This window comes from Altererythrobacter sp. CAU 1778 (genome assembly GCF_054482795.1).
In genome coordinates this window covers 56,105-78,729 of the sequence record NZ_JBTLRP010000003.1, presented here as the reverse complement: position 1 = coordinate 78,729, position 22,625 = coordinate 56,105, and the positions used below count along the sequence as shown (strand labels likewise).

23 protein-coding genes are annotated in these 22,625 nt (G+C 64.0%); 8 read left to right on the top strand and 15 right to left on the bottom strand.

Annotation, left to right across the window (positions count from 1 at the left end; genetic code table 11):
* Positions 1-34 precede the first annotated feature (34 nt).
* Positions 35-916, top strand: a complete 882-nt coding sequence (locus ACXYN8_RS11825) for an LOG family protein (RefSeq protein WP_458889662.1) — start codon at positions 35-37, stop codon at positions 914-916.
* Here the strand turns inward: ACXYN8_RS11825 and thiD are convergent.
* From thiD to glmM, 3 genes are read right to left on the bottom strand one after another with little or no spacing between them, the layout of a single operon-like run.
* Entirely contained in the window at positions 913-1,722 is an 810-nt protein-coding gene (gene thiD / locus ACXYN8_RS11820; RefSeq protein ID WP_458889661.1) for a bifunctional hydroxymethylpyrimidine kinase/phosphomethylpyrimidine kinase, read from the bottom strand. The genes ACXYN8_RS11825 and thiD overlap by 4 nt on opposite strands.
* Complete coding sequence (locus ACXYN8_RS11815; protein ID WP_458889660.1) at positions 1,719-1,943, bottom strand: DUF1272 domain-containing protein; 225 nt, start codon at positions 1,941-1,943, stop codon at positions 1,719-1,721. Before ACXYN8_RS11815 ends, thiD begins: the two co-directional genes overlap by 4 nt.
* Complete coding sequence (gene glmM, locus ACXYN8_RS11810) at positions 1,943-3,280, bottom strand: phosphoglucosamine mutase (protein WP_458889659.1); 1,338 nt, start codon at positions 3,278-3,280, stop codon at positions 1,943-1,945. The genes ACXYN8_RS11815 and glmM overlap by 1 nt, the downstream gene beginning before the upstream one ends.
* Before the next feature lie 88 nt (positions 3,281-3,368).
* Here glmM and ACXYN8_RS11805 point away from each other — a divergent pair, with 88 nt between their 5' ends.
* On the top strand, positions 3,369-4,658 hold the full coding sequence (locus ACXYN8_RS11805; RefSeq protein ID WP_458889658.1) for a dicarboxylate/amino acid:cation symporter: 1,290 nt from the start codon (positions 3,369-3,371) through the stop codon (positions 4,656-4,658).
* 80 nt (positions 4,659-4,738) lie between these two features.
* The gene (locus ACXYN8_RS11800) at positions 4,739-5,350 is read left to right on the top strand and encodes a superoxide dismutase (RefSeq protein WP_458889657.1); all 612 of its coding nucleotides are present in this window, start codon (positions 4,739-4,741) and stop codon (positions 5,348-5,350) included.
* A gap of 66 nt (positions 5,351-5,416) precedes the next feature.
* Here ACXYN8_RS11800 and ACXYN8_RS11795 read toward each other — a convergent pair whose 3' ends face one another.
* From ACXYN8_RS11795 to ACXYN8_RS11785, 3 genes are read right to left on the bottom strand one after another with little or no spacing between them, the layout of a single operon-like run.
* Complete coding sequence (locus ACXYN8_RS11795; protein WP_458889656.1) at positions 5,417-6,580, bottom strand: AI-2E family transporter; 1,164 nt, start codon at positions 6,578-6,580, stop codon at positions 5,417-5,419.
* Positions 6,581-6,604: 24 nt separating this feature from the next.
* The gene (locus ACXYN8_RS11790; protein ID WP_458889655.1) at positions 6,605-7,231 is read right to left on the bottom strand and encodes a sigma-70 family RNA polymerase sigma factor; all 627 of its coding nucleotides are present in this window, start codon (positions 7,229-7,231) and stop codon (positions 6,605-6,607) included.
* Positions 7,228-7,395 (bottom strand): NepR family anti-sigma factor, encoded by a 168-nt coding sequence (locus ACXYN8_RS11785; protein WP_458889654.1) that lies wholly within the window; start codon positions 7,393-7,395, stop codon positions 7,228-7,230. The genes ACXYN8_RS11790 and ACXYN8_RS11785 overlap by 4 nt, the downstream gene beginning before the upstream one ends.
* A 262-nt stretch (positions 7,396-7,657) precedes the next feature.
* Between ACXYN8_RS11785 and ACXYN8_RS11780 the strand changes: the two genes are divergently transcribed.
* Positions 7,658-9,310 (top strand): CHASE domain-containing protein, encoded by a 1,653-nt coding sequence (locus ACXYN8_RS11780; protein ID WP_458889653.1) that lies wholly within the window; start codon positions 7,658-7,660, stop codon positions 9,308-9,310.
* A 96-nt stretch (positions 9,311-9,406) separates the two neighbouring features.
* Here ACXYN8_RS11780 and ACXYN8_RS11775 read toward each other — a convergent pair whose 3' ends face one another.
* The 3 genes from ACXYN8_RS11775 to ACXYN8_RS11765 form a co-directional block, all read right to left on the bottom strand.
* Positions 9,407-10,189 carry a response regulator gene (locus ACXYN8_RS11775; protein ID WP_458889652.1) on the bottom strand — a complete coding sequence of 261 codons (783 nt, stop codon included), beginning with the start codon at positions 10,187-10,189 and terminating at the stop codon, positions 9,407-9,409.
* 322 nt (positions 10,190-10,511) lie between these two features.
* Positions 10,512-10,958 carry a response regulator gene (locus ACXYN8_RS11770; protein ID WP_458889651.1) on the bottom strand — a complete coding sequence of 149 codons (447 nt, stop codon included), beginning with the start codon at positions 10,956-10,958 and terminating at the stop codon, positions 10,512-10,514.
* A 61-nt stretch (positions 10,959-11,019) separates the two neighbouring features.
* A complete protein-coding gene (locus ACXYN8_RS11765) occupies positions 11,020-12,177 on the bottom strand; it encodes an N-acetyltransferase (protein WP_458889650.1) in 1,158 nt (385 codons plus the stop codon).
* Between the two features lie 139 nt (positions 12,178-12,316).
* Between ACXYN8_RS11765 and ACXYN8_RS11760 the strand changes: the two genes are divergently transcribed.
* Positions 12,317-13,423, top strand: coding sequence for a fatty acid desaturase family protein (locus ACXYN8_RS11760; RefSeq protein WP_458889649.1), 1,107 nt, complete (start codon positions 12,317-12,319; stop codon positions 13,421-13,423).
* 63 nt (positions 13,424-13,486) lie between these two features.
* Here ACXYN8_RS11760 and ACXYN8_RS11755 read toward each other — a convergent pair whose 3' ends face one another.
* The 6 genes from ACXYN8_RS11755 to ACXYN8_RS11730 form a co-directional block, all read right to left on the bottom strand.
* Entirely contained in the window at positions 13,487-13,792 is a 306-nt protein-coding gene (locus ACXYN8_RS11755) for a hypothetical protein (RefSeq protein ID WP_458889648.1), read from the bottom strand.
* Between the two features lie 99 nt (positions 13,793-13,891).
* Positions 13,892-14,992, bottom strand: coding sequence for an LPS export ABC transporter permease LptG (lptG, locus tag ACXYN8_RS11750; RefSeq protein ID WP_458889647.1), 1,101 nt, complete (start codon positions 14,990-14,992; stop codon positions 13,892-13,894).
* Complete coding sequence (locus ACXYN8_RS11745) at positions 14,982-16,220, bottom strand: LptF/LptG family permease (protein ID WP_458889646.1); 1,239 nt, start codon at positions 16,218-16,220, stop codon at positions 14,982-14,984. The genes lptG and ACXYN8_RS11745 overlap by 11 nt, the downstream gene beginning before the upstream one ends.
* A 72-nt stretch (positions 16,221-16,292) precedes the next feature.
* Complete coding sequence (clpS, locus tag ACXYN8_RS11740; protein ID WP_458889645.1) at positions 16,293-16,673, bottom strand: ATP-dependent Clp protease adapter ClpS; 381 nt, start codon at positions 16,671-16,673, stop codon at positions 16,293-16,295.
* 180 nt (positions 16,674-16,853) lie between these two features.
* The gene (locus ACXYN8_RS11735) at positions 16,854-17,648 is read right to left on the bottom strand and encodes a phasin family protein (RefSeq protein WP_458889644.1); all 795 of its coding nucleotides are present in this window, start codon (positions 17,646-17,648) and stop codon (positions 16,854-16,856) included.
* A 105-nt stretch (positions 17,649-17,753) separates the two neighbouring features.
* Positions 17,754-19,631: a PHA/PHB synthase family protein gene (locus ACXYN8_RS11730; RefSeq protein ID WP_458889643.1), complete on the bottom strand. Its 1,878-nt coding sequence runs from the start codon at positions 19,629-19,631 to the stop codon at positions 17,754-17,756.
* Between the two features lie 123 nt (positions 19,632-19,754).
* On the opposite strand from ACXYN8_RS11730, the gene ACXYN8_RS11725 reads away from it, so the two are divergent.
* From ACXYN8_RS11725 to ACXYN8_RS11715, 3 genes are all read left to right on the top strand, one after another.
* Positions 19,755-20,954 (top strand): LL-diaminopimelate aminotransferase, encoded by a 1,200-nt coding sequence (locus tag ACXYN8_RS11725; RefSeq protein ID WP_458889642.1) that lies wholly within the window; start codon positions 19,755-19,757, stop codon positions 20,952-20,954.
* A gap of 116 nt (positions 20,955-21,070) precedes the next feature.
* Complete coding sequence (locus ACXYN8_RS11720; protein WP_458889641.1) at positions 21,071-21,787, top strand: winged helix-turn-helix transcriptional regulator; 717 nt, start codon at positions 21,071-21,073, stop codon at positions 21,785-21,787.
* Entirely contained in the window at positions 21,753-22,541 is a 789-nt protein-coding gene (locus ACXYN8_RS11715) for a crotonase/enoyl-CoA hydratase family protein (RefSeq protein ID WP_458889640.1), read from the top strand. Before ACXYN8_RS11720 ends, ACXYN8_RS11715 begins: the two co-directional genes overlap by 35 nt.
* Positions 22,542-22,625: the final 84 nt, after the last annotated feature.

Genomic DNA, 22,625 nt, shown 5'->3' with positions numbered 1-22,625 from the left:
GCTTGCATGAAGCGGCGGGGATAGGCCGCTCGCCATGACAGAAGAAGAAAAAGAACGCGCTCTGTCGGAGCGCAAATTCTACCGTGCCCAGCAGGAAGCCGAGTTCAGCGACAAGGCGCCGCACCAGACCCCGCAAACACAGCACCCGGCCTATCGGCTGGCATTTCGCGACACCGATTTCCTGCTGCGCGAGGAACTGCGCCCGGTGCGTTTCCAGCTGGAACTGCTCAAGCCCGAGATGCTGCTCGACGAAGCGGGCGTGGGCTCGACGCTAGTGATGTACGGCTCTGCCCGCATTCCCTCGCCGGATCAGGCAGAGGCGGTGATCGAGGCGAGCAAGAACGGTTCGGAATACGAACAGAAGGTCGCGAAGAACCTGGCTGCCAAGGCGAAATACTACGACGAGGCCTACAAGCTCGCGCGGATGGTCAGCGAAAAGTCGATCATCGAGGACGGGCAGCGCCAGTTCGTTGTCTGCACCGGCGGCGGCCCGTCCATCATGGAAGCGGGCAATCGCGGCGCGAGCGAGGCGGGCGCGGAATCGGTCGGGCTCAACATCATCCTGCCGCATGAGCAGGCGCCGAACACCTATGTGACGCCGTACCTCTCGCTCAACTTCCACTACTTCGCGCTGCGCAAGATGCACTTCCTGCTGCGCGCGCGCGCGGTGGCGGTGTTCCCCGGCGGTTTCGGGACATTCGACGAGTTCTTCGAACTGCTGACGCTGATCCAGACCGGCAAGATGAAGCCGATCCCGATCCTGCTGTTCGGCAAGGACTTCTGGAGCCGGGTGGTCGATTTCGAAGCGATTGCGGAAGAAGGCACGATCTCGAAGGCCGATCTCGACCTGTTCCGCTGGTGCGAAACCGCGGAAGAGGCATGGGCCCACATCGCGGGATTTTACGAACTGAGCTAGTCGAGCCGCCGCACGGCGTGGTGGCCCATCGGGCCGTGCCCGGCGCCCAGGCCGGGCGCTTCCTCGATCGCGCGCAGCACGAACTGGCGGCCCAGCGCCACCGCGTGTTCCACGCTCTGCCCGTGGCCGATCAGAGTCGCGATGGCGCTGGACAGCGTGCAGCCGGTGCCATGGGTATGACGTGTCGCAATGCGGCGATGCTCGTGATGCGTCGCGCGGCCATTGGGCGCGACCAGCACGTCGATGATCCGCTCGTCATCGGTATGCCCGCCCTTGGCCAGGACATGGCCACCGAACTCCGCCGCAAGGCTGGCTGCCGCCGATTCCATTTCCGCGGTGGTCTGCAACTGCCGGTCCGAAAGCAGGCGCAGTTCCGGCAGATTGGGCGTGATGACATGGGCGCGGGGAAAAATGCGATGGCGCAGTTCGTCGATGGCGTCCTGCGTGATCAAGGCCGCGCCGCTGGTCGCCACCATCACCGGATCGACCACGACCGGCAGGCCCGGATCGAGGCTTTCGAGCACTTCGGCCACCGCCGCGATGACGCCCGCATCGTGGAGCATCCCGATCTTGATCGCGTCCGCGCCGATATCGTCGAGGCAGGAGCGCGCCTGCGTCGCCACGAAATCGCCGGTCAGCGGGACGATCGCCTGAACGCCCACGCTGTTCTGCGCGGTCACTGCGGTAATCGCGGTCATGGCGTAGCCGCCGAGCATGGTGATGGTCTTGATGTCGGCCTGGATCCCCGCGCCGCCGGAGCTGTCCGAGCCGGCGATGGAAAGTATGCGAGGCGGCGGCTTGCTCATGCCTTGAACCGCCGCTCGGTCGAGGCGGGATTTCGTTCCTGCAAGGCCGCACTGCGCGTCGGGCGATCCATCAACTCGCCGCCGCAATTGGGGCAGCGATCGTCGAGCGCGTCGGCGCATCCGGCGCAAAAGGTGCATTCGAAGCTGCAGATGAAGGCGCCGGGCGCCCCTGCCGGAAGGTCCGTGCCGCAGCGTTCGCAGTCGGGGCGCATCTCCAGCATCAGGCAGCCTTCGCCACTGCGTCGCAGATCGAATCCACGACGCGATGGACCTGCGCCTCGTCGTCGCCTTCGGCCATGACGCGGATCACAGGTTCTGTGCCGGAAGGCCGGATCACCAGGCGACCGCGGCCTTCCAGTTCCGCTTCCGCATCGGTAATCGCCTGCTTTACGTCGGCCGCTTCCAGCGGAGCGCCCCCGGAATAGCGCACGTTCTTGAGAAGCTGCGGCACCGGATCGAACAGGTGGAGCAGTTCGCTTGCCGGCTTGCCCGACTGGACCAGCGCGGCCAGCACCTGAAGCGCGGCGACGCTGCCGTCGCCGGTGGTCGCGTGTTCGAGCAGAATCATGTGCCCCGATTGCTCCCCGCCGACATTGTATCCGCCCGCGCGCATCGCTTCGAGCACGTGGCGGTCGCCGACCTTGGTGCGAATCAGCTCGATGCCCTGCCCGGCGAGGAAGCGTTCGAGGCCGAGATTGCTCATCACCGTGGCAACGACACCGTGGCCAGCCAGATCGCCGCTTGCCGCCAGCCGCGTGCCGATCAGCGCCATCAGCTGGTCGCCGTCGACAACCTGGCCTTTCTCGTCGATCACGATCAGGCGGTCGGCATCGCCATCGAGCGCGATGCCGATATGCGCGCCTTCTTCCACCACTCGCGCACGAATCGCGTCCAGCGCGGTGGAGCCCACGCCGTCGTTGATGTTTAGCCCGTTGGGAGTGACGCCCATCGCGATCACTTCCGCGCCCAGTTCCCAGATCGCGGTGGGCGCAACCTGGTAGGCGGCGCCATGCGCGCAATCGACGACGATCTTCAGTCCGTCGAGCCGCACGTCGTCGCCGAGGGACTGCTTGATCGCGTGGATGTAGCGCCCGCGCGCGTCCTCGATCCGGCGTGCGCGGCCCACGGCCTCGCCCTGCGCCAGCCGCGGTTCTTCCTCCATGTAGCGCTCGATCGCTTCCTCGTCCGCATCGGACAGCTTGAACCCGTCCGGGCCGAACAGCTTGATGCCGTTATCGGCGAAAAGGTTGTGGCTCGCGGAGATCATCACGCCGAGGTCGGCGCGCATCTCGCGGGTCAGGAGAGCGACTGCGGGGGTGGGCAGCGGACCGGTCATGATCACATCCATCCCGACGCTGGTGAAGCCCGCGACCAGCGCGTTTTCCATCATGTAGCCCGACAGCCGCGTGTCCTTGCCGATCACCACGCGATGCTTGTGATCGCCGCGCAGGAAGCGGCGGCCAGCGGCCTGCCCCACGCGCATGGCAGTGGCGGCGGTCAGCTTGCCATCGTTGGCGCGCCCGCGAATGCCGTCGGTGCCGAAGTAGATGCGTCCCATTCGTAAAACCCGTGCTGTCTTGCCTCGCGGCCCTGCCGCGCCCTATGCGGCAGGCTTCTGGCCAATCCCTCGCGCAAAGGGAAGGGTCTTGGCACGGGAGACGGGTCTAGTGGGCGAAACGCAGCGAGACGGCGAGACGCTGGTCACTATCACTCTGCCGGTGTGGTGGACGCTTGGCGGGCTCGTCGCCGGGCTGGCGGCTGGCCTGGTATTGCCGCAGGCCTGGCTTGAGGGACCGATTGCCGCCGTGGCCGGGCCGGTCGGATCGCTGTGGCTGCGCGCCTTGCAGATGACCATCATTCCGCTGGTTGCGGGGTTGCTGGTGCTCGGCATCGTGCAGATGGTTCGCGCGGCCAGTGCCGGGCGGGCGGCGGTCAGGATGCTCGCATGGATGCTCGCCATGCTGATTGCGGGAAGCCTTGGAACCACTCTGCTGCTGCCGCTGCTGCTCGACGCCTTTCCGATACCCGCTGCCGCGGGATCCGTTCTCGGCACGCAGGACCTTGCCGAACAGACGGTTCCGGTCCTCAGCGATTTCATCACCTCGCTGATCGCGCCCAATGTCATCGCAGCCGCGGCGGAAACGGCCATGTTGCCGCTGACGATCTTCTTCGCGATCTTCGCTGTCGCACTGACGCGCTTGCCGGTCGCGCAGGCGGAAAGCCTGCTGGCGGTGTTCCGCGCGCTCGCCAACGCGATGCTGGTCGTGATCGGCTGGGTGCTCTGGCTGGCCCCTGTCGGCGTTTTTGCGTTGGCGCTCGGCGTGTCGGCGCGCGTCGGGAGCGGCGCGGCATTCGCGACGCTGGGGCATTACATTCTCGTCGTCAGCGCAATGGGCGCGCTGGTGCTGCTGCTCGCCTACGTGGTCGGGATCGTCGCCGGGCGGGTTAGTCCTGCCCGCTTCGCGCAGGCCCTGTTGCCAGCGCAGGCCGTCGCGATCTCGACGCAAAGCTCGCTCGCCAGCCTGCCAGCCATGCTCGACAGCGCGCGTCGGCTGAAGCTGCGCGAGGAGACGGGCGAGTTCGTCCTCCCGCTGGCGGTCGCGATCTTCCGCGCAACCAGCCCGGCGATGAACCTCGCCGTCGCGATCTACGTCGCGCATCTGGCGGGCATTCCTCTGACCGCGGCAACTTTGGCGGCCGGGGTGGCGGTGGCGCTGGTAATCAGCGTCGGTTCGGTCAGCCTGCCCGGATCGATCAGCTTCGTCATCTCGATCGGCCCGATCGCGCTCGCCATGGGCGTTCCGGTGGAACCGCTGGCGTTGCTGGTGGCGGTGGAAATGCTGCCCGACATCATGCGCACGCTCGCCAACGTCACCGCCAATGTGGCAGTCGCTACCGCGGTTGACCGTGCGGTTGCGCCCGACGAGCCGCTCTAGCCTGCTTTCCTGCAACCAAGCCGCGCCTCGTGCGTTGGACGGTTGAACATCACTGCGACCAACAAACGGACGGAGATACCATGAGCTTTGAACTTATCCCCCTGCCATACGACGACAGCGCCCTCGACCCGGCCATTTCGGCCGAGACGCTGTCCTATCACCACGGCAAGCACCATCAGGCCTATATCGACAAGACCAACGCGGCGATCGAAGGCACCGACCATGCCGACAAGTCGCTGGAGGAAGTCATCGCGGCGGCACGCGGCAACGACCAAGGCCTGTTCAACAACTCCGCACAGAGCTGGAACCACGGCTTCTACTGGCATTCGCTGGCGGCCGACGGCGGTTCGCCTTCGGACGAACTTTCCAGCATGATCGACGAAGCTTTCGGATCGAAGGGCGACCTCGACAAGAAGCTTGCCGAAAAGGGTGCAGGTCACTTCGCCAGCGGCTGGGTCTGGCTCGCCGAAAAGGACGGCAAGCTTTCGATCGAGGAAACGCATGACGGCGACACGCTTGCCGACAGCGATTTCAATCCGCTGTTGACGATCGACGTGTGGGAACACGCTTATTATCTCGATCACCAGAACGCGCGTCCCAAGTATCTCGACGCGGTGATCGGCGGAAAACTGAACTGGAGCTTCGCTTCGGAAAACCTCGCGCGCGGGACGACGTGGAAATACCCGTCCTGATCGACGCCTGATCGAACGACCAGAGGCCCGCTGCACGATTGCCGTGCGGCGGGCCTTTTCGTTTGTTCAGTCGTCCGCGTCGGGCGCGAGGTCGAGCAGATTGGTCTGGAACAGCGGTTCGCCGAATATGAAGCCGACGAGGTTGGGTCGACCCAGGTGATCGAACAACGCGGTAAGCGTCAGCAGGATCGGGACAGAAAGAAGCGCCCCTGCCACGCCCCAGATCCATGTGAAGTAGCTCAGCGCCAGCAGGATAAGCACCGGGTTCATGGTGAAACGCGCGCCAAGGACCGAAGGCGTTACGATGTTCGATTCGACCGTGTGCAGGCCGAGATAAAGCGAGGCGGGGAGCAGGCCCAGCAGTGCGGATTCCGCCGTGCCGAGGCCGAACAGCGTCAGCAGGGCGACCATCACCATCGGACCGATATAGGGCAGGAAGTTCAGCAGGATTGCCAGCCCGCCCCACATGATCGGCGCCTCCAGCCCAAGGGCCCAAGCACCGGCGGCCACGATCAGGCCCGCACCGAAATTGATCACCGCTACCGTGAGGATGTAAGCGGCCACGCGGTCCTGCACGTCGCGCATGACGCGCGCGGCCTTCACGCTGCTGCCGAAATGCGCCCGGTCGAGCAGAAGGCGGCGGCGCAGGCGAACGCGGGCTTCGATCATGAAGAACGCCATCAGGAACGTCAGCAAGACGGACAGAACCACGCTTGGCGTTGCGAGGGCGAATTGCTGGAAGACCGATGGTCCTGCCAGCACGACGGTCTGCCCTTCCTCCTGTCCCAGCACATCTGCGAAACGGTCGTTCAGTTCCGCTGCCCAGGTGAACTGGCTGCGAAGCTGGTCGAAACGAGCGGAAAGCAGGTCCACCATCTCCGGCACCTTGTCGACCAGGCCGACTGCCGGTTGCAGCACCAGTCCGAAGGCGAGAATGACGATCAGGAAGAAGAACAGCAGCGCCAGAAGCGAGGCGAGCACGTTCGGCAGGCCGATCCCGGACATCCGGTCGGCCAGCGGAGAGAGAATGATCGTAAGGATGATCGCCGTCGTCAGCGGCAGGAAGACCACCGCACCGATCGACAGCACGAAGGGCAGGGCGAGGAACAGCCCGATGCCCAGCAGCAGCACCAGCGACGAGATCAGCCGCAATTCCTGTTGTGCGAAGCCCATCCGCCGCATCGGACGCGCCTGCGGGTCAGGCCGCCCGGCCTCCAGATCGTCGCTCATGCGGTCCGCCCACCTGGGGACGGTTCAGCGCGTAGGAACAGCCTCGCCATTGCCAGCTGCCACCTCGTCCAATTCTTCGAGGATGGCGCGATGGGCGCGCGGATCCTCGCTCGCGCGTTGCGGAATATCGCCGTCCTCCAGCATGCTCGTCAGCGCAGAGCGGGCACGGCCCACGCGGCTTTTGATCGTGCCGACCGCACAGCCGCAGATTTCGGCAGCTTCCTCGTAGGAAAAGCCGCCGGCACCCACCAGCAACAAAGCCTCGCGCCTTTCGGCGGGCAGCGTGAGCAGCGCACGGTGCATGTCGGACAGGTGGATCGGTTCCTCCTGCCCCGCGGGCGCAGTGAGGATGCGTTCGGCGGTCAGTTCGTCATAGTCGCCGCGGAAGCGATTGCGGCGCATGTCGGTGAGATAGGCATTGCGCAGGATGACGAAGGTCCATGCGCGCATCGAGGTGCCGGGTTCGAACCGTTCCTGCGCGGCCCATGCCTTCAGCAAGGCTTCCTGAACCAGGTCGTCGGCCATGTCCGGACGCCCGCAGAGACCGCGTGCGAAGGCACGCAGATGCGGCACGACCTCTGTGAGTTCGCGTTTGAAGTCCGCCAGTTCGGCGTCCGTTCGCTTGGGTCTGTCCCCTCCCGGCTTGCTCATGTTTTCTTGTCGTCCAGCTGCGAAAGGAGATCGCTGAAGGACTCGGGCAGGGGTTCTTCCACGACGGAATCGTAGAAGTCGCGCAAGCCCTTGGCCCATCCCGGGCCGGGCTTCGTTCCGGGCGATCTTCTCTTGGTCACATCTTTCTCTTTGTCGCTGGTCATATGTGCTCGATGGCCCCTCTGCCAACCCGGCCACGCATGTGGAAGGTCGAGATTGTCGTGCTTGTGTGCGATCCCTCGTATCGATCCCGCGCGCACGACGAATGATATTGCAAGGGAGGGAACGCATCGTGCGCCCGCCGGTTCCCTACATTGGGTCTAAACAGGGAGTCTTGCGTGACTGCGATCGAGGGGAAAGGTCTGACCGGCATTTTGCCGGCCAGAAAAGTTGCGCTCGACGCCGCGACGGGGACTGATTGAGACCATGGCGACTTCCAACTTGCAGGCGGTGCGGCGCAACCGCCTACTGATCCGCTTCCCTCGTGCCCTGCCGATCGGCATCTTCGCGCTGGTCATGGCGATCACCATTCTCAGCGCCTTCGCGATCGAGCGTCTGGAGGCCGAGAATCGCGCCGCCCGCCAGAGCGAGACCGCGGGAAGCGTGGCTGCATCGATGGAGAACCGGGCCACCGCGGTTGCCGCCTATCTGCGCGCGGGCGCCGCGCTGTTCTCTGCATCGGAAGAAGTCACGCCGACGGATTTCCGCCGCTTCGTCGATGGCCTTCAGATAGAACCGGAATATCGCGGCTCGGACGGGTTCGGCTGGGCCCAGACCGTGCCGGTCGACCGTATCGATGCCTTCGAAGCGCGCCAGCAAGGCTTGCGCAGCTCGGGCTACGAAGTGCAGCCAAGGCCGCAGGCTGGCGATCTGTTCGCAGCTCCGGTCACTTTCATTCACCCCAATACGCTCCGCAACCGGCGCGCCTGGGGATACAACATGTATTCGGAGGCAAACCGCCGCGAAGCCATGATGGAGGCCGCGCAGAGCGCCGGTCCGGTCGCGACCGCTCCCGTGGTGCTGCGGCAGGAAGGTGCGCAGGACGCCCCCGGCTTCATCATCTACATGCCGGTCTTCCGGCGCGACACCGATGCGATCCCGATCGGCTATGTCTACAGCCCGTTCAACGCGCAGAAATTCATGGAAGCGGCGACGGAAAAGCTCTCGACGAGCAATTACGCCATGGCGATCTACGACCAGAAGGCCGATCAGCTGCTTGCCTCCATCGGCGATTTCGATGCTGCGAACGATGAATACATCACGGACGAGATCGAGATTGCGGGTCGACCATGGCAATTGCGGTTCGAAATCCCGCCGTCGGCCGGCCTTTCGTTGTTGACGCAGTTGACGCTCCTGTTCGGCGTCATGGTCGCTGCCCTGCTTGCCTACGTCGCGCGATTGCTGACGCAGCAGGCGTCCGAAGACGAAGGGGCCATCGCATGGTTCGAAGAACAGAACTCGATCCGCAACTCGCTGACGCGCGAACTCAATCACCGGGTCAAGAACACGCTTGCCAACGTTCTGTCGATCATCGCTTTGACCCGTCGCCGGGCCTCGTCGCTCGACGAATTTGTCGACGGACTCAACGGGCGTATACGGGCGCTTTCGGCGACGCATGACCTGCTGACGCAGTCGGACTGGGCAAGCACGCCGATCCGCGCGGTCATCGACGCGGAACTGGCGCCTTACGCCCTGGATAGCGAGACGCACCATCTGGTGATCGAGGGGCCGGACGTAGGACTTGCGCCCAACGATGCGCTTTCGCTCGGCCTCGCGATCCACGAGCTTTCGACCAATGCCGCCAAATACGGCGCACTCAGCGTGCCGGGCGGAACCATCACCGTGCGCTGGCAGAGACTGCGCGATAACCTTGCCGAGATTTCGTGGGAGGAATCCGGCGGTCCCGACGTGCCGGTCTCGCCGCGGCGTGGGTTCGGCCTCGACCTCATCGAGAAGATCGTCGCGCACGAACTCGGCAATCCGGTGGATCTCGTCTTTGCCGAACACGGTGTCGAATGCAGGCTGATCGTGCCGGTCCGGCAGCCCACCGAGTTCGTGCCCCGCGCCGCACAGGGCTGACGCTCCTCCGAAGCACAAGAAAAAGCGGCGACCCGGAACTCTCCGGATCGCCGCTTATCTATTTCAAGGAGTAAGCCGCATAAGGCGGCACCCCGGTCAGCCCTTCTGGCCGAGGAACAGCGCCTGGCTGATAGCTGCACGCACCGTCGATTCCTCGAACGGCTTGGTCACGAGGTAGGTCGGTTCGGAGCGGTCGCCGGTCAGCAGCCGTTCCGGATAGGCCGTGATGAAAATCACCGGCACATCGCACAGCTTCAGGATGTCGTCGACCGCATCGAGGCCGGAACTGCCATCGGCCAGCTGGATATCGGCAAGCACCAGCCCGGGCGTCTTTTCCGCAACGACGTCCTGCGCCTGCGTGCGGGTGGCGGCCGTGCCGCAAATCTCATGGCCGAGCGAGGTGACGAGGTCTTCGAGCTGCATCGAAATCAGCGGCTCGTCTTCGATGATGAGGACGCTGGTCGCGGACTCGCGATCGATTTCGGCAATCGCTTCCTGCACCAGGGAGTCGACCTCAGACGGGTCCATGTCCATGATCGTGCCGGCTTCCGCGCTGGTAAAGTCTTCCAGCGTTGTCAGCAACAGCGCCTGGCGGTTGAGCGGAGTGATGCGGCTGAGCTGTTCGGCCGCGCCGCTTTCGGCAACGCCGGGCGCGTCGGCATCGGCAACTTCGAGATAGGCGCTCGACCAGATCTTGTTGAAGGCACGGTAGAGCGGCACGCGGCCTTCGCCGAGCGAGGCCTTCAGATCGTCATCCGCGAGTGCGGCTTCGAGGGTCTGGCGCACGAAGGCGTCGCCCGTCGCCTGCGATCCGGTAAGCGCGCGCGCGTAGCGACGCAGGTATGGGAGATTGGAAGCGACTTGTGCGCTGAGTGACATAATTGATTCCCGTGCAAGTGTTCTCCGCTTGCAACGACCGGCCCCGCATCGGGTTCCCCTCATCGCAATCGCATCGCCTCATGCGCCAGCAACGGGCAGATCGCAAAAAATTTCGGGCAGCGGGAACAGGCTGAAAGGTGGTGCATTATCCATGTATCACCGCCGAGACCCCCCTCCCGTCCAAGCGGCTGGTGATACGATCCCGAAAGGCCTCCATTCCAAGAGAATGGAGGCCTTTTTTCGGTCATGGCAAAATGGGCCGACGCACGGGAGCGCGCAACCGGCTTTTGCGGTTAGCAGTCAGCTTTGATCAGGAAAGAGGTCAGGCGACGGAATTGCGCAGGCGAGCGATCAGTCCGGGCTTCGCGTCCGCACCGTCGATTGCCGCAATCAATTCCTCACCGCTGTAGGGCTTGGCAAGCACCGTGCCGAGCTGCGCGATGTGTTCGGGCACGTCTTCGGGCGTCCCGGTCGAGAATATGATCCGCGGTTTGCGATGGACGATCTGTGTGACGAGTTCGGCGATGGCCCAGCCATTGTCGCTATCGGCCAAATGCACGTCGAGCACCGCGATCTGCGGACTGAAACTTTCCAGCTTTTCCATGGCCTTCGCGGTGCTGGCGCAGGTTTCGACCTGACTCGCCCCTGCGTCGAGCAAGGTTTGTTCGATCGTCAGCGCGAGCACGGCATCATCTTCCACGACAAGCACGTTGCCGTAGTTCTTGCCGGCAATCCTGCCGGCTTTCCTGCCCTGTAATTTTCTTGCCATTCGGCGCTCCGCGACTGTGCGGTTTGAAACGGGCGGAATCTGGCGTTGTTCCTCGCCGCAGCTAGAGATCGCGCGAATAAATGACGTATTCGCGGTTGATCGTCGCCTCGATCGCATCGGCAATCGCGATCATCCCCTGGTTGTCTTCCAGGATCCACCCGATTTCCCCGCGTGTCGCACCGTAGCGGGTTATGGCGTTCTGGCGGATCTTCTCGATCATCATGAAAGCAAGCTGGCTGGCGACACGGCTGCTCTGGAGGCGTTTGACCACGCCCATCAAGGGTACGCGCATGGTGCGACACTGGGGGTTGCGCAACCACAGCAGCAGCTTCGCCCACCCCAGCGGCAGGAGCTTGCCGTTCACTGCCTTGATCGGTTCGTTGAAGTCGGGAAGGGTCATCATGAAGGCGACGGGCTCTCCCTCGATCTCGGCGATCATGATCAGGTCTTCGCGAACCAGCGGCTTCAGTGCCTTGCCGACATGGGCGACTTCGCTTTGGGTAAAGGGAACGAAGCCCCAGTTGTCCGACCAGGCGTTGTTGAGAATGTCGAGGATGATCGCCGCGTCGCGGTCGAAATGGGCCAGTTCCACCTGCCGGATGTTGATCTTCGGATTGCGCTCCCCCGACTGGACGATCCGCGCGATCAGCGGCGGAAAATCGCCGGTGATGTCGAGTTCGTAGGTATAGAGGCTCTTCGCCCGGGCGTAGCCCGCACTTTCGACCCAGCTTTCGTAGCGCGGGTCGTGATGGCCCATCATCACGGTAGGCGAGTGGTCGTGGCCCTTGACCAGAAGACCCGGCTCTTCCCAGATCGAAAGGCTGATCGGGCCGAGCGCGCGGGTCATGCCTTGTCCGCGCAGCCAATCCTCCGCAGCGTGGATAAGGGCGTGCGCGGCAGCTTCGTCGGTCGCTTCCAGCAGGCCCCACATGCCGGTGCCCGGCCCCATTCCTTGTTCCACCGGCTGTTCCAGCGCCAGCTCGTCAATGTGGGCGGAAATGCGACCGACCGTTTCGCCATTCCGCCGCGCCAGGAACAGCTGCATCCGCGCGTGTTCGTGAAACGGGTTCTTGCCGGGGGTGATAAGATCGCGCGCTTCCTGGCGAAGCGGGGGTACCCATGCCGGATCGCCGGCGTTCAGCCGATAAGTGACATCGAGAAATTCGCGCGTGTCGCGCTTGCCCGACACAGGGGCGACCACTATTTTGCCGTCAGCCACACGAGCCCTTTCCGTTCAGCCTGGCTTAGCCCTGTGTGTGGCATACGGGCATTGTCAAGCGGGCCTTTGCCGACACTGCCCGGCGATGATACAGCGCCCCCCGGGTGCACTTCCCCCTACAAGCAGATCGAACCCGACCATGAGCACGCAACCGATTATCGACACCATCGCACCGACCGCGGGCTCGCCAGCCCCGGCGCGCCGTGTCCACGCCGATATTCCGGACGACAAGGCGATGCTGCGCGCCGCGCGAGACCTGACCAAGGACATCGCAGAGGCCCGCGGTGCGATCTACTGGCCGGACCTGCTGATCTCGGCGGGTCTGGGTTATGCCGGTCTGGCCGGCGCTATCCTGCTGGCAAACCCGGTGGCTGCGGTGGCGAGCGGGCTGGTCGCCGTGCTCGCGCTCTATCGTGCGTTGCTGTTCATCCATGAAATCAGCCATATTCACCGCAGCGCGCTGCCCGGATTCCGGCTCGGCTGGAACCTGCTTGTCGGAATACCGATGCTGACCCCGTCCTTCATGTACGAGGGCGTTCACACGCTGCATCACAAGCGCACGCAATACGGGACGAAGGACGATCCGGAATACCTGCCGCTCGCGCTGATGAAACCGTGGTCGCTGCCTGCGTTTGTCGCGATAGCCTTGCTCGCGCCTATCGGCCTGATCATTCGCTTCGGTATCCTTAATCCGCTCAGCCTCGCGATCCCGCCGCTGCGCCGGACCGTGTGGGAGCGTTTCTCCGCGCTGGCGATCAATCCCGATTTCCGCCGCCGCCCGCCCGAAGGCGAATTGAAAGCGCGCGTCCTGTGGCAGGAGGTCGGGGCCACCGTGTGGGCCATCGCCCTGATTGGAAGCATTTTCTTCATCGGCTGGCGCCCCTTGCTGATCGCGCTTGCCGTCTTCTCCGTCGTCGGCGTTCTCAACCAGCTCCGCACGCTTGTCGCGCATCTGTGGGAGAATGAAGGCGAGCCGATGACCGTGACCGCCCAATATCTGGACTCGGTCAATGTCCCGCCTCCGGGCCTGATGGCCGAACTGTGGGCGCCGGTCGGCCTGCGCTATCACGCGCTGCATCACCTGATGCCGTCGATGCCTTACCACTCCCTGCCGGAGGCGCATCGGCGCCTGGCGAAGGCGCTCGGCACGGATTCGACGTTCCACGGTGCCAATCACAAGGGCATGGCGGTGCTGGTCGGACGCATAGCGCGCAGCACCATGACGCGGGGCCGGGGCATCTCCTGATCCCAAACGGAAACGGCCCCCGCATCGCTGCAGGGGCCGCTTCACGTCAAAGGCGAAAACGCCTTAGTTGGTGGTGACGGTGGCCGAAGGATCTTCGTCCATGTTCACGTCGACCGCGGTTTCGCCGTCGTTGATCGAAGCGTTCACGCCGTCTTCGCTGACGGAGACCGTGTCGCTGGTGTCGGCGGCAGCCGCGTCACCTTCGACCGTGCCGTCGACCATCGCGTCGCCAGCAGCGGCGTCTTCGGCCGGCATGGTGGCTGTGGTGTCTTCGGCAACGTCCGTGGACGGCGCTTCGGCTTCGTTGCAGGCGGCGAGGCCGAGCGCGATGGGAAGAACCAGAGCGGCGGTCAGAGCAATCTTCTTCATAAGTCTTCTCCTGAGAGCGCGCCCTGTCATGCGAAAGGGCGACACAAACTAAATAAGGCGCCAATCGGGCAATGCAAGCCTTATTTGCGCCACATTCCGCTATTCCTCGGTGCGGATGAGCACGGCCTCACCGATCAGCGCGAACAGCACGAAGGGAGCCCAGGCTGCCAGAAGTGGCGGGTAGCCTCCGAAATTGCCCATGGCGAGCGCGGCGTTGTCGACGACGAAATAGGCAAAGCCCAACGCCATGCCGATCACCGCGCGGACGAACAACTGCCCCGATCGCGCGAGCCCGAAGGCCGCCACCGCACCGAGGATCGGCATCAGCAAGGCGGACAGCGGACCGGAAAACTTGTGCCACCATGCGCCCTTCAGCTCCGCCGTGCGTCGCCCGGCGGCGTCGAGCGCGTCGATATGGTCGGACAATTCGCCCGCCGACGTGGCATCGGGATCGATCTTGCCCAGCATGATCTGCGCCGGTGTCAGGCGTTCGGCCACGATAAAGGTCTCGGGGGTTTCCACGGACAGGGCGGGGCCGACGTCGAACCGGGTCGGCTGCTCCAGCGCCCAGCCGGGGTTTGCGTAGGTCGCACGGTCCGCGCGAAACTGGCGCACGATCGCGCCGCCCTGTCCCCGCTCGTAGAAGGTCACGCCGCTCAGGGTGATGTCGTCACCTTCGCCCGACACCAGCCGGGCCACCAATATGTCGTCGTCCGATGTGAAATAGGCGTTGGTCCGCGCCTTCTCGTCCGTGGGGATCGGTCCGAAATCGACGGCATCCCAAGCCTGCAATTTGGCCGAGGCACGGGTGACCACGGTTTCGTTAAAAGTGAAGCTGATTGCCGAGATCACGCCTGCCGTCAGCACCAGCGGCGCGAGGATCTGATGCGCCGAGAGGCCTGCCGCCTTCATCGCGATCACCTCGCTGTTGGCGTTTAGCGTGGCGAGCGTGATGATGGTTGCCAGCAGCACCGAATAGGGCAGGAAGCGCGCGACCAGCTGCGGCGCGCGCAACGAGACATATTGCAGCACCTCGGCCTGTCCGTTGCCCGGCTGGGCGAGGATGTTGCCCGTCTGCGAAAGCAGGTCGAGCGCCTGCAGGACCACCACCAACATGACCAGCACGGCGGCAATGCGGACGACGAACGTCTTCGCGAGGTAGGTCGTCAGCCTGCGCGAGGGGAAGAAATCAAGCCGCATCCGCGCCTCCGATCACGCTGGGCCGTGGATCCCGCCGAACCTTGCGAAGCAGCGACTTGAAGCGTTTTCCGAGCTTGGCAAAGGCGGTTTCCATCCACCCGATCGCCTGCCCGCCGGGAACATAGGCGACGCGGTAATACATCCAGATGATCAGCGCGGCGAAGATTGCGAACGGCCCCCATAGCGCGAGCCACGGATCGAGCCGGCCAAGCGAGGCGACCGATTCCCCGTACTGATTGATCTTGTGATAGGCGACCACCATCACGATCGACACAAACACGCCCAGCGCGGAGGTCGATCGCTTCGGCGGGATCGCCAGTGCCACGGCGAGAAGCGGCAGAAGCAGCATCATCACGACCTCCACCATGCGATAGTTGAAAGCGGCCTGGCTCTGGTCGCGAACGAGGTCGGAAGCGCCCTTGTCCCAACCCAGTTTAAGCAGTTCGGGCAGGATATACTCGCGGTCTTCCTTGAGGTCTCCACGACCGCGGAACCGCTCGATCGCAGGCAGATCGATCGGCAGATCATGGCGCGAGAAGCTGAGGACGCGCGGGTCGCTGCCGGGAATGTCCTGCACGATGGTGCCGTCTTCCAGCCGCAGAATGATCGTGTCGCGATTGTCCTTGTTCGACAGGAAGCGCCCCTCGCGCGCGGAAATCGACAGCACTGTGCCCTTGGAACTGGCGACGCGGGCGAAAATGCCCATCAGGCGGCGGCCCTCGTCTTCGCTTTCCTCGACGCGCAGCGCCATGCGGTCCGCCAGCGTGACGAATTCGCCGACCTTGATCGAGGCACCCAGCGCACCGGAGCGAAGCTGGAACTCCAGCTCTTCGTAGTAATAGCGGCTGAGTGGCTGGAGATAACCGACGATGGCGAAGTTGAGCGCGGCAAGGCCGAAGGCGATCATATAGGGCACGCGCAACAGGCGCCCGTAGCCGATCCCGACCGCGCGGAAGACATCCAGCTCGCTGCTGGTCGCAAGTTTGCGGAAGGCCAGCAGTATGCCGAGCATCAGGCCGAGCGGAATGGCAAGACCGGCATATTCGGGCAGCAGGTTCGCCAGCATCCGGAAGACGATGCCGACCGGCCCACCCTCTGCCGCGACGAAGTCGAACAGTCGCAACATCTTGTCGAGCAACAGCAGCGATGCCGCGATGACGAAGACGGAAATCATCGGCACCAGCACCAGGCGCAGGATATAGCGGTCGGTGGCGGTGAAGAGTTTCAAGGGAGGAATATGCTCGCGCTGGGGTCCGGTCGGGTCCGGCTATAGCGCGGCATCACACCGCGGTCATGCCCTTCAGGCTTTTTCCAGCGTGCATTGCAGCGGATGTTGATTTTGACGCGCGAAATCCATCACCTGGTTCACCTTGGTTTCGGCAATTTCGTAGGGGAAGATGCCGCATACGCCGACGCCCTTCTGGTGGACGTGGAGCATGACCCGCGTGGCCTGTTCCAGGTCCATGCTGAAAAAGCGCTTCAGGCACATGACGACGAATTCCATCGGCGTGTAATCGTCGTTGAGCATCAGCACCTTGAACTGGCTGGGGCGCTTGGGCTTCGTCCGCGTCTTCGTCGCGAGGCCGACCTGGCCGTCGCCGTCGCCATCGTCCGGCGGCCCTTCGGGCGCGTCGCCCGCAAGGCGTGCGGGAAGGATGGAGAAGGTGGCGGGGTCGATCATTGAACCGCGAATATCGCAAGAGTCGGGCCGCGCTTCAAGTCGCGGGCACTCAAAAAAGGTCAGCTGCAAAAGGTCGGGCCGGACAGTCTCGCGACTGCCCGGCCCGTGTTTCGGGGTAACCCCCGGTTCCCCTGCCGCGGATTTTGGAGAGGAGAGAGAGCCGCGGCGGAGAAAATTCGATCAGGCTGCCTTGGACAGCTTTTCCGAAGCGACGCTCACGCGGCTCGAAATCGGCGCGAAGGCATCGTTGAACAGCTTGACCATCATTTCGGTGTTCTTCGAACCGAAGGCGATGGCATTGTCGAAGTTGCGGCGAGCAATCTTGCTTTGCAGCTGGAACAGCTCGGTCGGCGACTTCACGGCAGCCATTTCCTTCATGTCGCCGGTGACGGTCGAGTAGGCGCCCTTCATTTCTTCGACATAGGACTTGCCCATGTCCTGCATGCCGGTGCCGAGCACCTTGCCGCTTTCTACCATGGCTTCGACGTTGCCCTTGCTGAATTCGACCATTTCGCCGGTGAGGGCGGTCGACTTTTCGTAGGCGGTCTTGGCGCGGGTCTGCAATTCGCTCATCGCGGTCTTCATCGTGTCTGCGACGGTGTTGGTCTGGGTCTTGGCCATGATGGTTTCCTTGAGTTCGGTAAGTGTGGTTTTGGGTTCGGCGGGCTGCGCCGGTTTCTTCAGCGACGGAATGGTCAGATCGCTGGCCTTCGATTTCGCGGGCAATGTCTTCGCCTTGGGGGCAGGCTTCTTCGCAGGAGCCTTCTTCGCCACTGCCTTCTTGGCCGGAGCCTTGGCGGGAGCGGGAGCCTTTGCGGCGACGGCCTTGGCGACCTCTGCCGGTTTCACTTCCGGCTTCGGCTTGTCCGCCTGGACGGCCTGAGCGACAGCCTTTTCACTGACCGATTTCTCGGCAGCTTCGGCGAAAGCCTTTTCGCTGGCTTCGAGGGTCTTGTCAGCCGTGGCATCTGCCATGTTTCATTCCTTGGTTCGATCGCTTTGTTGCACTGCACAATAAGCATCGGCAGTCGACCTGTCAAGGAAATTTGTGCACTGCACAAAACGGCAAGGGCGCCCCGGTTACCGGGTGCGGACGTATGTCCCGGGCGCGTCTTCGATGACCTTGTCGCCCTTGCTTCCGGGCACACGCTTGCCTTTCGCCGCAACCGTTTCGGAGCCCTGTGCGGTCAGCCATGACAGCCAGTCCGGCCACCAGCTTCCGGGGTGCTCGATCGCCCCTTCGCGGAACTCGGCAAGTGAGGATACCTCAGCCTCGTTGGTCCAGTACTGGTATTTCTTCGCATCAGGCGGATTGACCACTCCCGCGATATGGCCGCTGCCCGCGAGGACGAACCGGGTCGGCCCGTCGAAATGGCGGGTCATCTTGAAGACGCTGGCGGCCGGCGCGATGTGATCTTCGCGCCCGGCCTGGATGTAGGACGGCGTCTTGACCCGCGTCAGGTCGATCGGCGTGCCGCAGGCGGACATCTCGTCGGGCAGGACCAGGCGATTGTCGCGATAGAGATCGCGCAGGTAACTGCCATGCCACTTCGCCGGAAGATTCGTGGTGTCGCCGTTCCAGTGCAGGAGGTCGAAGGCGGGATAGTCCTCCCCCATCATGTAATTGTTGACGACGTAGTTCCAGATCAGGTCGGTCGAGCGCAGCATGTTGAAGGTCGCCGCCATGAAGCGCCCGTCGAGATAGCCCGGCCCACTGGCCTGATCGACCATCGCCAGCGGCCCCTCGGCGATGAACGCTTTGAGATCGCCGCCTTCCTCGAAATCGACCTGCGCGGTGAAGAAGGTCGCGCTCCTGACCTTGTCGGCTTCCTTGCGCCGCGCGAGGATCGCCAGCGCCGCGGCGAGTGTTGTGCCTGCAACGCAATAGCCGATCGCGTGGACGCTGGGCACGTCGAGCCGGTCGCGGATGAAGTCCACGGCGTCGATCTCGGCCTGGATGTAATCGTCCCACACCACGTCGACCATGCTCGCATCGGCCGACTTCCAGCTCGCGACGAACACGGTGATGCCCTGTTCCACCGCCCAGCGAATGAAGCTTTTCTGCGGATTGAGGTCGAGAATGTAATAGCGGTTGATCCACGGGGGGAAGATCACCAGCGGCGTTTCCAGCACCTTGTCCGTGGTCGGCGTGTACTGGATCAGCTGGAGCATGTCGGTCTGGTGCACGACCTTGCCCGGCGTGATCGCGATGTTTTCGCCAAGGGTGAAGGCATCCGCGTCTGTATGGGTGAGCTGGCCCTTGCGCAGGTCCGCAAGCATATGCTCCGCCCCCTTGACGAGGTTCTCTCCGCTGGTCGCCATCGTACGTTCGATCACCAGGGGGTTGGTCATCGCGAAATTGGCGGGCGACAGCGCTTCCAGTGCGGTGCGGGTGGAAAAGCGCAGTTGCTCGCGCTTGTCTTCGCTCAGGCCGTCGATCTGGTCCACCATCGCCTCGAGCCGTTCGGCCAGCATCAGATAGGTCTGGTGGATCAGCGCGAAGACCGGTTGCTCGCGCCACTTGGGATCGGCGAAGCGGCGATCCTTGCGGGGGAGAGCGTCGGCATTGACCTGCGCGCTTTCGAGGCCGGTCTGGCCATAGAGCGACATGACGGACTGCCACACGCGCATCCCTTCGTTCCACAGTTCCTGCTGAACATCGGGATGGGTGAACGGCATCGAACGATACCAGCCTTCGAAGAAGCTTGACCACTGGGTCGGATCGAGGAATGGCGGCGGTGTCTGCGACAGGGCGGTTTCGCGCTGGTAGGCGGTCCATACTTCCTGCAGCTTCTGCATGTTCTCGCCCCAGCGCGCCGGGTCGATGGCGGCGACGCCGCCCGCCTGTGGCGAGCCGAGCAGGGGAAAGAACATCTGCTGCATCGCGGCGGGATTGGGCGTGAACATCGTCGCCAGCGTCGAGGGGTCGAAGGCGGGCGTATCGTCGGATTTGTCCATCGCGGCTTGTCCTATCAACTCTTGTGCGGCGCAGCAAACGCCGCGGTTAGGCGTTGCGCTGGCGATTCGATTGCGTCACAATTGTGCGCCCAGCTTAGCCAGAAGGCACAGGATATTTCCCGAATGGACGACGAATTCTATCGTATCAAGCGCTTGCCGCCTTATGTCATCGCCGAAGTCAACGCGATGCGGCACGCGGCGCGGCAGTCGGGACGCGACATTATCGACCTCGGCATGGGCAATCCCGATCTGCCGCCGCCCGAGCACGTGATCGACAAACTGTGCGAGGTGGCACAGAACCCCGATGCGCACGGATATTCCCAGTCGAAGGGTATCCCCGGTCTGCGCAAGGCGCAGGCCAATTACTACCAGCGCCGCTTCGGGGTGGAGCTTGATCCCGAAAGCGAAGTCGTGGTCACGCTGGGGTCCAAGGAAGGACTTGCCAGCCTCGCGACCGCGATAACCGCGCCGGGCGACACCATTCTCGCGCCCAATCCCAGCTATCCGATCCATACCTTCGGCTTCATCATCGCGGGCGCCACGATCCGTTCCGTACCCACGACGCCGAATGCCGACTATTGGGATGCGCTGGAAAAGGCGATGTACTTCACCGCCCCGCGTCCGACCATCCTGGTGGTCAACTACCCGTCGAACCCGACGGCGGAGGTTGTCGACCTGGAGTTCTACACGAAGCTCGTCGACTGGGCGCGCGAGCACAAGGTCTGGATCCTTTCCGACCTCGCCTATTCGGAGCTTTACTACAACGGCAAGCCGACGCCCTCGATCCTGCAGGTTCCGGGCGCGAAGGACGTCGCGATCGAGTTCACCTCGCTGTCAAAGACCTATTCGATGGCGGGCTGGCGGATGGGGTTTGCCGTCGGCAACCGCACGCTGATCGCGGCACTGACGCGGGTGAAAAGCTACATCGATTACGGCGCCTTCACGCCTATTCAGGCAGCAGGCGTGGCCGCGCTCAACGGGCCGCAGGACATCGTCGAACAGAACCGCCAGCTTTACCACAAGCGGCGCGACGTGCTGGTCGAATCGTTCGGGCGTGCGGGTTGGGACATTCCGTCCCCACCGGCCAGCATGTTTGCATGGGCGCCCTTGCCGCCCGCACTGAAGGACATGGGCAGCCTGGAGTTTTCCAAGCAATTGCTCACCCATGCCGAAGTCGCGGTCGCTCCCGGTGTCGGTTATGGCGAGGATGGTGAAGGCTACGTCCGCATCGCTATGGTCGAGAACGAACAGCGGCTGCGGCAGGCCGCGCGCAACGTGAAGCGTTACCTGTCGTCCATGGGCGTCAACACCAGCGCGGCCTGACGGCAGGCGCCAGCATCCGCAGTCTCCCGGCTTGCCTGTCTCGGCCCGCCTCCGTTAGCCGGGCTCGGGACAGGGTCTGCCGGGACAAGGGGGCCTCATGATGACGGGGTCTGCTTGTGGGACGATATTCCTGGCTCGGGCGGGGTACGCAGCCCGTGGCGCAGTTCGACCTGCGGCAGCTGGGCTGGACCCTAGACCTGACGCTGGCAGGAGTGCATCCGCTGCTGTGCGATGGCCGCGATATGCCAGCGCAATGCCTGCGCGCCCGAACGATCGCCGTGGGAGTCGACGACAGCCACCAGCGCATCGGACTGATCGCGGCAGGCTGTGCTGATGTCTGCGGATCGTCCGTCACGCTGGAAGAGCTGGCGATGCGGGTCAGTCGCTCGGTCATCAACTACACCCGCATCCCGCGCAGCTGGCATATCGGGCCGCTGACGCTCGACCTCATCCATCGCGACGCGCAGACCGGCGGGCGGTGGATGGCGCTTCGTCCACGCGAATTCGAGCTGCTTTGGCGGCTGGCCGAGGCGCGGGGTCGGCCCATCAGCCGCAAGGCGCTGCTCCGCGACGTCTGGCGCCTTCATCACGATCCGGGCACGAACAGCGTGGAGGTGCATATCTCGCGCCTGCGCGCGCGGCTGGCGCAGTTCGGGGTGGAAGGGCTGGTGCGGACCGACGACAGCGGCGGCTATCTGATGCACGACATGGACCGCGGCCTTTTCGGCGGCCATGGCTTTCCCGACCCCGGCCGTTATGTCATCACCGAGCCAACCGAAGCGAGAGAGACCCCAGCAGATGAGCGAGCAACGCATCACGATCGAAGTGACTGACCACGTGGCGCAGGTGCGTCTTGCCCGGCCGGACAAGATGAACGCGCTCGATCCCGCGATGTTCGATGCGCTGGCCAATATCGGCGATGCCCTGGCCGCGCATCCGGGCGTGCGCGCGGTGGTGCTTTCGGGCGAAGGGCGCGCCTTTTGTGCCGGGCTCGATCTTGCATCGATGGCAGCCGGTGGGTCGGGCAACGATCTCTCGGCGCGAACGCATGGCAACGCCAACACGCCGCAGCAGGCCGCGATGGCATGGCGAAAACTGCCGATGCCGGTGGTCGCGGCGATCCACGGCGTGTGCTTCGGCGGCGGTCTCCAGATCGCGAGCGGCGCGGACATCCGCGTCGCGGCGCCCGACACGCGCATGGCGGTGATGGAAGCGAAATGGGGCTTGGTGCCCGACATGGCAGGCTATCCGCTGTGGCGCGGCAACGTGCGCGACGACGTGCTGCGCGAACTGACCTACACCGCGCGCGAATTCTCGGGCGAGGAAGCGCGCGAATACGGCTTCGTGACGCATGTCGACGCCGATCCGCTGGCACAAGCCACAGCCATCGCGCGCGAAATCGCAGCACGTTCCCCCCACGCGAGCCGCGCGGCGAAGCGCATCTCCAACGCCTGGTACGACGACAGCACCGACGCGCTGTTGCTCCGCGAGAGCGAGGAGCAGATCAAGCTGCTGCGATCGCCCAACCAGATCGAGTCGGTGCGCGCTGGCATGGCGAAGGAACCGCCAAGCTTTCACGACGCGTGACGAAGCGGTGTGCCAAGCCCATTGCGCCGTCCGCGCGCTTGGGCTAGCAGCGCCGGTCTCCGCGGCGCTTGCGCCGGATGACGG